General features: G+C 36.1%; 9 protein-coding genes. 3 read left to right on the top strand and 6 right to left on the bottom strand.

Annotated elements, in window-relative coordinates:
* Positions 1–2: 2 nt before the first annotated feature.
* Positions 3–3,077 carry a glycosyl hydrolase gene (locus KKG99_05830; GenBank protein ID MBU1012504.1) on the top strand — a complete coding sequence of 1,025 codons (3,075 nt, stop codon included), beginning with the start codon at positions 3–5 and terminating at the stop codon, positions 3,075–3,077.
* 129 nt (positions 3,078–3,206) lie between these two features.
* Here the strand turns inward: KKG99_05830 and KKG99_05835 are convergent, their stop codons facing one another.
* The 5 genes from KKG99_05835 to KKG99_05855 form a co-directional block, all read right to left on the bottom strand.
* Positions 3,207–3,767 (bottom strand): RidA family protein, encoded by a 561-nt coding sequence (locus tag KKG99_05835; GenBank protein MBU1012505.1) that lies wholly within the window; start codon positions 3,765–3,767, stop codon positions 3,207–3,209.
* Positions 3,768–3,817: 50 nt separating this feature from the next.
* The gene (locus tag KKG99_05840) at positions 3,818–4,648 is read right to left on the bottom strand and encodes a hypothetical protein (protein ID MBU1012506.1); all 831 of its coding nucleotides are present in this window, start codon (positions 4,646–4,648) and stop codon (positions 3,818–3,820) included.
* 18 nt (positions 4,649–4,666) lie between these two features.
* On the bottom strand, positions 4,667–5,488 hold the full coding sequence (locus tag KKG99_05845) for a hypothetical protein (GenBank protein ID MBU1012507.1): 822 nt from the start codon (positions 5,486–5,488) through the stop codon (positions 4,667–4,669).
* 91 nt (positions 5,489–5,579) lie between these two features.
* Entirely contained in the window at positions 5,580–6,863 is a 1,284-nt protein-coding gene (locus tag KKG99_05850) for an anaerobic sulfatase-maturation protein (GenBank protein ID MBU1012508.1), read from the bottom strand.
* Positions 6,864–6,916: 53 nt separating this feature from the next.
* On the bottom strand, positions 6,917–8,443 hold the full coding sequence (locus KKG99_05855; GenBank protein ID MBU1012509.1) for a sulfatase: 1,527 nt from the start codon (positions 8,441–8,443) through the stop codon (positions 6,917–6,919).
* 242 nt (positions 8,444–8,685) lie between these two features.
* Here KKG99_05855 and KKG99_05860 point away from each other — a divergent pair, with 242 nt between their 5' ends.
* Entirely contained in the window at positions 8,686–8,973 is a 288-nt protein-coding gene (locus KKG99_05860; GenBank protein MBU1012510.1) for a hypothetical protein, read from the top strand.
* Here the strand turns inward: KKG99_05860 and KKG99_05865 are convergent.
* Positions 8,961–9,839: a patatin-like phospholipase family protein gene (locus tag KKG99_05865; GenBank protein MBU1012511.1), complete on the bottom strand. Its 879-nt coding sequence runs from the start codon at positions 9,837–9,839 to the stop codon at positions 8,961–8,963. The two genes, KKG99_05860 and KKG99_05865, sit on opposite strands and share 13 nt — an antisense overlap.
* Positions 9,840–10,141: 302 nt before the next feature.
* Between KKG99_05865 and KKG99_05870 the strand changes: the two genes are divergently transcribed.
* On the top strand, positions 10,142–11,695 hold the full coding sequence (locus KKG99_05870; GenBank protein ID MBU1012512.1) for a M20/M25/M40 family metallo-hydrolase: 1,554 nt from the start codon (positions 10,142–10,144) through the stop codon (positions 11,693–11,695).
* The last annotated feature ends 332 nt before the right edge of the window (positions 11,696–12,027 follow it).

Raw genomic sequence — 12,027 nt, forward strand, 5'->3', positions numbered from 1 at the left:
AAATGAAAAATTCCAATAGTTTGTTTTGTAATTATAAAGTTAAGTTAATTTTAAAAATGAGTGTGATGATTATCACACTCATTTTTTCTATGGTAAAAGAAGCAAATGCTCAAAATCAGAATAATATTAATTCTGAAATGATTAAAAACCTGGAATGGTCAAATATTGGCCCCAAACGTGGAGGCAGGTCCATTGCAGTGGCAGGAAGTTCTATACGCCCTTATGAATATTATTTTGGAGCAACCGGAGGCGGATTATGGAAAACAACTGATGGAGGAAATAGTTGGGATCCGATAACCGATGGACAATTAAAAAGTTCTTCAGTAGGTGCAGTGGCAGTTTCACAATCAAATCCCGACATAGTTTATATTGGGATGGGAGAATCTCAATTGCGACAAAACGTATTGCAAGGCGATGGGGTTTATCGTTCAACAGATGCCGGTAAAAGCTGGAATCATATTGGATTAGAAGAGACTCAGGCTATCAGTAGAATCCGAATTCATCCGAACGATCCAAACAGGGTATATGTTGCCGCATTGGGTCATCCATTTGCTTCAAACATGGAAAGAGGAATCTTTAGGACAAAGGATGGTGGTATATCATGGGATCAAATATTGTATAAAAATGATCAGACTGGAGCAATAGATCTTGTACTTGACCCGAACAATCCGGAAATTATGTATGCTACTCTTTGGGAAGTATATAGAAAGCCTTGGATTTTGTGGAGTGGTGGTTCTGGATCAGGCCTCTATAAATCAGTTGATGGTGGAGATAATTGGACAGAAATTACAAGAAATCCTGGATTACCAGAAGGTATTTGGGGGAAAAGTACGGTTACACTTTCTGGCGCTGATTCGAAAAGAATTTATGTAAACATTGAAGCTGAAAATGGAGGATTATACAGATCGGATGACGGTGGAATAACTTTTGCTTTGATAAACAATCATAGAGATTTATGGCAACGTGCTTTCTACTTTTTAAGAATTCAGGCAGATCCAAATGATCGTGATGTAATTTATATTCTAAGTTTTAAATTAATCAAATCTGTGGATGGTGGTAAATCTTTCAAATATTTACCTGAAACACATGTAGACCATCATGACTTATGGATAGACCCTCTTAATCCTGAGCGAATGATTAACGGGAATGATGGAGGTGGAGTAGTGTCAGTTAATGGTGGACAAACCTGGACTCATATGAGATATCCAACGGCACAGATTTACCGTTTAAGTGTTACCAATGATTTCCCATATCATGTTGCAGGAGGCCAGCAGGATAATTCTACAGTAGTCGTACCATCTGATGGAGGCTACCTTAGAAATGAAAGATTAGAACCCGGAGAAATGATGTATGCTGCAGGTGGTGGTGAAAATGGCTATGTTGTGCAGCATCCAACTAAACTTAATATTTTTTATTCAGGCAGAACCAATGCTTTGGATAGGTATGACCGAAATACTGGTTTAGTAACAGATATTCAGCCATTTCCAAGAATCGTAATGGGAGAAGCTGCAGAAGTTATGCCCGAAAGATGGAATTGGAATTATCCAATTGCTGTAACCGATTTAGAGCCTGATGCCATTTATGTCGGCTCTCAATATTTATGGAAATCATCAGATCAAGGTCAAAATTGGAAAAAAATTAGTCCCGATTTAACCCGGGCTGATCGAAGTACAATGGGTAATTCAGGAGGTCCAATTGTTCTTGATCAGGATGGACCAGAGATTTATGCCACTATTTACACCATCGAACCATCCCCGCATAATGCAAATACAATTTGGGTAGGTTCTGATGATGGATTGATTCATTTGACCCGCGACGGTGGGAAAAAATGGTCAAATGTTACACCTTCTGATTTGCCAATAAATAGTAAGGTCAGCTCAATCGAATCATCCCCTCATAATCCGGCAGTTGCTTATGTAACAGCAAGAAGGTATGAAATGGGTGACAGAAGACCCTATGTATGGAAAACCGAAGATTTTGGACTTACCTGGAATAAAATTGTCGATGGCATAGATGAAAATGATTTTGGACATTCAATATGTGAAGATCCAATAAAAGAAGGGCTATTATTTTTGGGTACTGAACATGGAGTTTATGTTTCATTTAATAGTGGGATGAATTGGCAAAGCTTTGCAAATAATTTACCTAATACTCCGGTAATGGGTATTGCTATAAAACAAAATGATTTGGTAATAGCAACGCATGGACGCTCATTTTGGAAAATGGAAAACATTGAATTGCTTCGTCAGATTTCAACTTCAGATATTTTTGAAAAAGAATTCCATTTATTCAAACCTACAAATGCCATCAGACGTGCAGTTCCTGTAACCATCGATTTTTATGCAAAGCATAAAGACCGTGAGGTAAAACTTGAGATTGTTGATACAGATGGAAACTTGGTGATTCAGTTATTCAATAAAAAAATTCAAAATCCGGGGATGTATAGATTTATTTGGAATCTCAGATATGAAGGTGCAACCTCATTTCCAAATATTATTCTCGAAGGTGGCAATCCCAGAAGAGGTCCTTGGGCTCCCCCCGGGAATTATTCGGTGAAACTCACTCTTAACAAAGAAGTTCAAATACAAAATATTAAAGTGGAAAAAGATCCAAGGTTGATAGAAGTTTCAAATGAAGATTTGAAAGCCCAATTTGATCTTGCAATGAAAATAAAAAATTGTGAAAGTGCAGCAAATGAGGGAGTTATTCTGTATCGAAAATTAAAGAATGAGCTTGAGAATAGATTGAATCTGTCAAAGAATAAAAGTCTTCATAAAGAAGCCAATTTATTCATCCAACAAATAACCAAAATCGCTGATAATTTATATCAACTTAAAAATCAGAGCCCGAAGGATAAAATTGCAAATCCTATTCGATTAAATGATCGTTTAACAGGATTGAGAAGTCATCTTGAAGAAGGTGATATGAAACCAACTTTAAGTTACCTAAGGGTATACGAACAACTCTCTGCAGAACTAAAGATACATTTAGATGAACTAGAAGGATTATTAAATAACGATTTACCGGCGTTAAATAAAAGACTCAAGCATTTAAATCTTGAAACAATAAAATTATAGGTGCTGGTGGGTTTACTTCCTGAATTTATTAAGGATTATTAGGGCGTATATTTTGAATGTACGCCCTTATTTTTGTCAGAAAGTTTTGTGGATTATGAATAGCCGAAAGAAGTTGCGATCAAAATTGATTTATTCTTCAACTTCAACAATCATCTCAATCTCCACAGCCTGACCTCTAGGCAGAGAGGCCATCCCAACTGCTGCACGTGCATGCATGCCTCTTTCTCCAAAAACGGCTACCATCAAATCTGAAAAACCATTTATCACTTTAGGTTGATCTATAAATGATGGATCGGAATTGACCATTCCCAGTACTTTTACAATTCGTTTTACTTTTTTCAAATCACCGAGCATTTGCTTTAAAACAGATAACTGATTAATCGCTGTTATTCGTGCTGCTTCATACCCTTCTTCGATACTCACATCAACACCAAGTTTTCCGGTAATTTCTGTGCCGTCAGATCGCTTAGGTCCTTTCCCTGCCAAAAAGATGAGGTTGCCGGTTCTGACACCATTGACATAATTAGCAACGGGTTGGGGTGGTTCAGGCAAAATTATGCCTAAGGCAGCAAGTTTTGCTTCAGGATCGTAAGTGTTTACATCAGCTTCAAAAGAAGTACTTGCCGGACTACCACATCCATTCGAAAAGATATAAACTATAGAGACCATTATTAAAAAAACATTTTGCATCATTCAACTATTTAGATTTTAAATTTTTCATGAAGAATAAAAGATATTTATTACTTTAATTTACGTTCAAGTGCTTCTAGTCGAGCTGTTTCTATTTGTGCTTTGGTTAATGAATAACCTTCGGAACCTCCAGACATCAAACAATCATAAGGACATTCGTTATGTTTTAATTTCAAAACATGACCCAATTCATGAGAAGCGGTTCTGGAAAGTGATCCTTTGACAAATTCATTATGATATTCGGTAAGTAATGTTTTTTCCGGAATACCTCCGCCATTATGTTTATTTGACCATGTTCCAAGAACACAATGACCATCAAATCCGCCAGTCATTGCATTACCTTGAGAAGTATTTCCAATAAATGGGAATAAATAAATATGAAATAGATTCTTGCCCAATTCATCAGGTTTACTTCTGTATTGTGGTTGCATTAACGAATATAATAGCGGCAGACGAGCGGGATCTGATTCACCTTCCGAATTTCTTCCGCAATTAACAATATAATTAATTGCTTGCTCGTAAGTATCATTCTTAACAACATCTTCTTCAATAATTGATTCAATTACCCACTTTATTTTTGCCTGGCTCCAGATTGCATTTACCTCCGGAATTATAATTTCTCTAACATCGTTGGGGGTTACCCAAGTATTCATGCTTACTCCTGTCGGATGAAGCATTATAATATCTTTCATGATGTGAATTCGTAAATTTAATTCATAAACTGGTACTACAACCTCTTCATCATCATTTGGATTAACATCAGGTAAAACATCATTAGAACGTTTTGAACAACTACTCAAGAACACAAACACCAAAAAAAGCAAACAAGAAAAACACAGACGTATTTTAATTGAAAAAAATGAGCTTATGCAGGCTTTCATTGTTAATAAATCTTAAAATTATTTAAGGCGTTTAGATGCAGTCAGTCGGGCTGCTTCTATTTGTTCATCTGTAAGCAAATAACCTTGAGATTTTCCTCCCATCAAACAGCCGGTCTCACATTCATTATGTTTCAGGCTCAATACATGACCAATTTCGTGGGCAATAGTTCTTGAAAGTGATCCTCTCTTAAATGAGTTGTGATCTTCTGTAAGTGCTGTTTTTTCCGGAATACCTCCTCTATTATGTTTATTTGTCCAGGTTCCTACAACCGTGCTCCAATTAAAGGGTCTCATTGCATTACCTTGAGAAGTATTCCCGATAAATGGGAATAAATAAATATGAAATAGATTTTTATCCAATTCGTCTGCTTTGCTCATATTTTGTGGTTGCATCAGCTTGTATAAGTGAGGAAGTCGCTCTGCATCAGAACGTCCTTCTGAATCTCTTTTGGTTCCGGCAATAAAAGTTAATGATTCTTCATACGTATCGCCTTTAACAACATTTTCTTCAATGATTGATTCAATATCCCACTGAATATTTGCTTGCTTCCATATTGCATTAACTTCCGGCATAATAGTTTCTTTAATATCACTAGGGGTTATCCAATTCTTCATAATCACCCCTGTTGAATGAATCATTGTAATATCTTGCATTATATGAACTCTTAAATTCAAATGAATTGTAGTATTTTCTTCATTGATGTTTTCCAAATTACCAAACTTAAGAGCATCGTTGGGATGAATTGTGAAGCCGAGAAGGAGTATTGAAGTTAGTAGGATTAAACTAGAATAGTAAAAGGGTTTTTTACTAAAATTAAAATGGTTTTTGAAAGCTTTCATGTTAATTGAATTTAGGATTTTTATATTAATTGAATATGTTTATTTTATGTTGTTATGATATATCGATAGATTGCATAGAGGATGTTTAATTTCATGTTTTTTTATCTTGGGCTTCAGAATTTAAAAATTGGAACTTATTCATAATATTGGCTGGGGCTCTATTATTATTAATTTCATTCATCATAAAATTCATAGCCGGAGTTACATGTTCAAAAAACATTTTGTAGGATTTGCATAAATAATTTAAGCCTTGTTCCCCATTAGGAGTTTCCATAAAACGATGTTTTGGGCATGCTCCGTGGCATGCAAATAGAAACTCACAATCATGGCAATCGGTTGGCAAACTTTCCAATTTATCATTACTAAATTCAGCATGCTGTTTCGAATGCATTAATTCGTCAGGCGAAGTAATATTTGTGTTTCCAAGACGGTATTTGTCATAAACAAAATGGTCGCAACTATATAAATCACCGTTATGCTCCATCACAGCTGTCATTCCGCAGGTTTCTTGAAATACACACAAACCCGGAGGCTCACCAATCCAGTTTGCCAGAGTTACATCAAATAATTGTACATAATACTGACCCACATCTTTTTTAACCCATTCATCAAAAATAGAACACAAAAAATGACCAAATTTTATGGGTTCAACCGACCAATCGGTAACATGTGCCTCTTTATCATAAGTATTATCAACCAGCTGAAGCGTTTCAGGTGCAACAGCAATTCGTTCAACGATTGGAATAAATTGCATGAACGTGCTGCCAATAGATTTTAGGAAATTGTAAACTTCTAAAGGATATGCTGAGGTTAAATTATTGACTACAGATAAAGTATTGAATTCAACCCTGTGTCGATGCATCAATTCAACACTTTTCATTACCCTGTGAAAACTAGAGTTACCTGATTTTGTTTTGCGATAGTAATCATGCAGTTTTTCTGGTCCATCAACCGATATGCCTACCAGAAAATTATTATCTCTAAAAAATTCACACCAATTTTCATCTATGTAAGTGCCATTTGTTTGAAAAACATTATTGATTTTTTTACTTCCTGCATATTTTTTTTGCAATACAAGTGCATTTTTGAAATATTCAATTCCCAGAATACCTGGCTCTCCACCTTGCCAAACGAAAGTTATTTCATTTACATCTTGCTCCCGAATATATTGCTGGGTAAATTTTTCTAAAAGATGTTCATCTAATTTAAAATTCGCGGTCTTTGGATAAAGGTTCTTTTTTTCAAGATAATAACAATAAGCGCAGTTTAAATTACATACCGAACCAACGGGTTTTAGCATGATGGTAAAAGTTCTGGCTCCTTCATACTTTTTGAACGCTTCATTAAAAGATATTATTCCTGATCTGTTATCCATAAATTAAGCCCAGTAAATATTAATGTTTTGGTATATCAAATTTGTGATTTTAATTAATTTTTTGGTATAGCTTTTCGCCAACCATCAGCCAATTGATGTGAAAGCATGTCAACAATTTCCTTGTATTGCGTTTGATTTGCTAAGTTCTGATTTTCTTGAGGATCTGTATCGTGATCGAATAATTCTTTACTTAACAAGTTACCCCTGGTGTCATCTTTATTCCAATCATACCATTCTACATAACGATATCTATCGGTTCTCATAGTATAACCCATCATCTCTTTTTTTACATAAGGTGATGGCCTGTATCTGCCCAACAGATATTGGCTAAAAGCAGCTGATTTCCATTCCTTGTCAGGATTTTCTAATAAAGGAACTACACTGGTTCCGTGTAAATATGAAGGAACAGGGAGATTGGCCATTTCGCATAAGGTTGGATATATGTCCACAAATTCAGTTAATGCGTTGCTATGTTTTCCCTTGGCTGCAACTCCGGCTCCACTGATAATCATGGGAACATGAGTATCGATTTCATAATTGGTGTGTTTGCTCCACCCATTATGCTCGCCCAGTTTCCATCCATGATCTCCCCAAAGGACAATTACTGTATTTTCTGCTAATCCAAGTCTGTTGAGCTCATCCAGTAGTCTTCCAATTTGTGCATCGGTATATGAAACACTGGCATAGTAACCATGTTTGATTTTTCTTTGCTTCTCTTCGCTCCATGATTTCTCAAATGGTAGAGGCAAATCCTGAGAATTAGAATATCCCCTTAACTCTGCATCTCCATGAATCGCATAATCAGGACTGTCTTTTGGGGGAAATTGGTTTTCAGCCAAAGGTATTTTTTCCCGATCATACATATCCCAATATTTTTTTGGGGCATTGAATGGAAGATGTGGTCTGTAATAACCAACAGATAGGAAAAATGGTTCATTTTTGGTTTTTAACTCTCTAAGCACTTCTATGGCTCGGGTAGTTTGCGCTCCATCGTAATAAAAATCATCAGGAACATCCGCACACTCAGTTGCATTTGCTTTAACATACCAATATCCCAATTGATCTTTTTTCTTCCCTGCTTTTTCAAGTTGTTTAGCCTTTTCTGCTTGTATCTTAAGGTTTTCTTCGTTTGCATAAACGGCATCGGGGTCGAAAGGAAATCCAGCAATGTTTTCCGGAACAACCGACCAGGATATAGTGTCGGGATCGTTATTGTGAAATGCTTTACCAAAACCTACGGTGGTATATCCGTTATTTTTAAAAAACTGGGGAAGAGTAACCACATCTGGTAAAATATCTCTGAAATGTATTTTTAAATCCCACACTTTCGTGGAGTCAGGGCGAAGCCCTGTAAGTAAACTCACCCTTGAGGGATTACAAACTGCTTGTTGGCAATACGTTCGGTTAAAAGCAACTCCTTGTGCTGCCAATCGGTCGATATTTGGGGTTTTAATATTTGTATCGCCATAACAGCCTAATTCAGGACGAAGGTCATCTACCGGAATAAACAAAAAATTAAGTTTAGCTTGGTCAGAGGTCTCCTTTTTTGCTTCTCCCTCTTTTATTGAACACGAATTCATCGCAATGAGGGATGAAATTGATACTAAAAATAAATTTTTATTGTATTTCATAATAAAGGGTATATTAAAGTTGATTCATTGCTAAAATAATCACCGTTAGGTGAAGTAGTATTCTTCCATCTTCTTTAAAGAACAATTATCTCATCTAAAATACAGACTTATTCAAACATCAGTCGATAGTAGTTCACTTATTACTTAACGTAAAAATAGAAATTTTTATATGATAATACAATAAATATATAATGTATTATACACTACTCGCTCAGAAAACTGATTTTTCATATCAGGTGACATTGAACTATTTAAAAAACACATTTTTATCAGGGATTCATCCGCCACTGGCGGATAAATATTCCGATAAGCGTAGCGATATCGGGAAGTCCTTTCGGAGGCACTTGCTGATTAAAACATTTTTAAGGAAGGCAAAAGCAGGCACAAAAAAGCTTGCTTTTTTATTAAGGGCATATTACCGAAAAATGGTTGGTAAAACCTTCTATAATCCAATATTGATATTTAATTACTTTGCATAAAATTCTTTTAGGCTCTTGATTGCCGCATGTCGGCCAATTTCGACCAATTCCTCTGCTTTGTAAAAGTCATAGGTGCTGCACGAATCACGTGAAATATTGATTAAAATATCAGGCTTGTACTTTTCGAGTGACATTTGTGCATTATGATAGGTCATTAAACCAATGGTTTTATTAATCAATTCAAAATACCCAAGTTTTTCAGTCTTGCTCATGGGATGGGTTTTGTTCAGATGATGGTAGAAATCTCTAATCTTTTTTTGATAAATAGATAGCTTAATAGCTGTTTCCTTTTTCGTAATGACCGGTTTATCTATAGGAATATTCGCATTCACATTTACAACAATCAAAATATCGCCAGGGGTTCTGTGGGCATAATTAATGGGAATATTATTTATCACCCCTCCATCAACTAATAATCCGTCTTCCGTTTTAACGGGTGTAAATATGGTTGGAATAGAAATGGAAGCCCTGATGGCATCAAATATGCTACCTTTGGTAAAAACCACTTCCTTTTTGTTCATAATATCAGCGGCTACCGCAGTATAGTTTATTTTTAAATCTTCTATATTCACGTCGGGGATAAACTCTTTCATTTTATTGAATACTTTGTCGCCTTTCACCAAACCCTGGGTACTAAATGAAAAATCGATCAGACTGAAAACTTTGATTTTATCGAGGGAGCAAATCCAGTTTTTATAGGCTTCCATTTTTCCCAAAGCATAAATACCCCCAACCATTGCACCCATTGAAGTTCCGGAAACTGAAAAAATTTCAAAACCTTGCTTCTCAATTTCCTCAATTACTCCAATGTGCGCAATTCCCCTTGCACCTCCACCCGATAATACTAATGATACCTTTCGTTTCATTTAATTGTCTTTGATCATTATTATTTTAAAAAGTATGATGTCCTTTACTTTGCGATCTTAAATTTATGAAAATATAACCTGATATTATAATCACACCAATAATATCTGAATTGTTTGTAAATCCCCCGTTCTAACAAATTAATGCCCGGTAGTCGTATATAAGTGCTGGTAAGGCTGATATAATTTCGGGCTTGTATAAAACTTGTCCCCATAAACATCTCAGTGATATTATTTTCATAATTTCACACAATAAATTAATTCAAAATAGGATTAAACGAATTTGTATTTAAAATTTAAAAAACATGAAACGCTTTTTAACCTTTTTATTTGTTTCTTTTTTACTGTGGAATGTGCCAACGTATTCACAAAAAAAAGTAGTTGACCGTATCATCGAAATCGGCAATACCGACAATCAAACCATGAATCATTTGGATGTTTTTAGCAACCGTTTCGGGGGCCGGCTCATTGGATCGGATGCTTATGAAAATGCCGCTGAATGGGCCGCCAGTAAATTCAAAGAATGGGGAATGCAAGTAGAGATGGATTATTCCGGCACTTTACCTGTAGGATTTAACAGAGGTCCTTGGTTTGGCAGGATGTTGAGTGATAATGGGATGATTTTGCATTTTGCAACCCCCTCTTATACTTCAGGAACCAAGGGTGTTCAAAAAGGACATGTGGTTATTGAACCCAAATCGCAAGGGGAATTCGATAGGATGAAAGGAAAGTTGAAAGGTGCCTGGGTATTAATTTCAGGTAAAAACGAAGGTTGGCCCATCGATATTTCGTCAAAGGCAGATCATTATAGAGATTCCATTATCTCTGTAAATGCTGAAATAGAAAAAAAGAATGGTGAAATCAGGGGTCAGAATCGGCGGAATCCTGAAGGTGAACAAAAACAGCTATTGCCATTGGTCGAGGAACCGGCCTTGTTTTATCGTCAGATGAAAGATGCTGGTATTTTAGGAATTATCCAGTCTTCGTCAAATCCAATCCGTGCACTTTATGATCGAAAAAATATCGACAATATGACTTTCGAAACACTTCCAACCATTCCGGATATTAAATTAGACGAGCACCAATATGCAATCATCGAGCAGATGGCTAAAGAAAGACAACGTTTCGAACTTGAATTCGACATCAGAAATCATTTTAAAATGGGGCCTGTAAAGTATCATAATGTAATTGGAATTATTCCCGGTACAAAATATCCCAATGAATATGTCATGATCGGCGGACATTTGGATGCATTTGATGTGGCAACCGGAGGTGTGGATTGTGGAACTGGCATTGCCGTTACAATGGAAGCTGCCCGATTGATCATGAAAGCAGGCGGTAAACCGGAAAGAACCATCTTGTTTTGCTTGTGGGCCGGTGAAGAATTCGGACTTTTAGGCTCGAAAAGCTGGGTTGAAAATAATAAAGACAAATGGGCCAAAATATCCAATTATTTTAACCGCGATGGAGGGCCGACTGTTGCCAATAGTTTGAGTGTGACTGAAGCTATGTACGCCGATATGGAAAAAATTTGTGAGCCATTAAATGATATTAATCCCGATTTCCCGTTCACCCTAAGCAAACGTAATCCAACGCCACGCCCAAAAAGTGCCGGAGGTTCTGACCATGCATATTTCGCTTTAAATGGGGTTCCTACTCTTTCTTTTGGAACAGCCGATCCCAAAGGCTATGATTTTAATTACGGAGAAATTTGGCATACTGAACGTGATCTGTATAACATGAGTATTCCTGAATACATGAACCATTCTTCAGTTGTTTCTGCCGTTGTAGTGCTTGGTATTGCCAATTTAAATCACCTTTTGTCAAGAGAAGGTTATTTTATAGAAGAGAAAAAATAGGATAATCGTAATTTTTAAAAAGCCCTTGTGCCAGTTTTCGGTACAAGGGCTTTTTTTTCTGAATAATATTCAAGTCTTACGAAAGCATAAGGCTCAATTTTGCTGCAATAAATTAAAAGTTAATGAATTACTTCGCAGCATGCTAACGAGGTATCAATTTGGAAATTTTTTTATTAATGAGGGAAGTATCTGATTACCAGCCTGCCGGCTGTGTCATACTTCATAATTCGGGTAACAAATTAACGATTTTTTTCAGTTTATCTAAAGGGGTATTATAATTTAAAGCAGAATGCCTTCTTTGATAGTTATATCTGTACATAAATCCATTTAAT

Source organism: Bacteroidota bacterium (assembly GCA_018816945.1).
Taxonomy (GTDB): domain Bacteria; phylum Bacteroidota; class Bacteroidia; order Bacteroidales.

What these genes read in the sequence shown, in the direction of transcription:
- KKG99_05870 (MBU1012512.1), top strand. Translation starts at nt 10,142, where the DNA reads ATGAAACGCTTTTTAACCTTTTTATTTGTTTCTTTTTTACTGTGGAAT.
- KKG99_05855 (MBU1012509.1), bottom strand. Translation starts at nt 8,443, where the DNA reads ATGAATTCGTGTTCAATAAAAGAGGGAGAAGCAAAAAAGGAGACCTCT.
- KKG99_05835 (MBU1012505.1), bottom strand. Translation starts at nt 3,767, where the DNA reads ATGCAAAATGTTTTTTTAATAATGGTCTCTATAGTTTATATCTTTTCG.
- KKG99_05850 (MBU1012508.1), bottom strand. Translation starts at nt 6,863, where the DNA reads ATGGATAACAGATCAGGAATAATATCTTTTAATGAAGCGTTCAAAAAG.
- KKG99_05865 (MBU1012511.1), bottom strand. Translation starts at nt 9,839, where the DNA reads ATGAAACGAAAGGTATCATTAGTATTATCGGGTGGAGGTGCAAGGGGA.
- KKG99_05830 (MBU1012504.1), top strand. Translation starts at nt 3, where the DNA reads ATGAAAAATTCCAATAGTTTGTTTTGTAATTATAAAGTTAAGTTAATT.
- KKG99_05845 (MBU1012507.1), bottom strand. Translation starts at nt 5,488, where the DNA reads ATGAAAGCTTTCAAAAACCATTTTAATTTTAGTAAAAAACCCTTTTAC.
- KKG99_05840 (MBU1012506.1), bottom strand. Translation starts at nt 4,648, where the DNA reads ATGAAAGCCTGCATAAGCTCATTTTTTTCAATTAAAATACGTCTGTGT.
- KKG99_05860 (MBU1012510.1), top strand. Translation starts at nt 8,686, where the DNA reads ATGTATTATACACTACTCGCTCAGAAAACTGATTTTTCATATCAGGTG.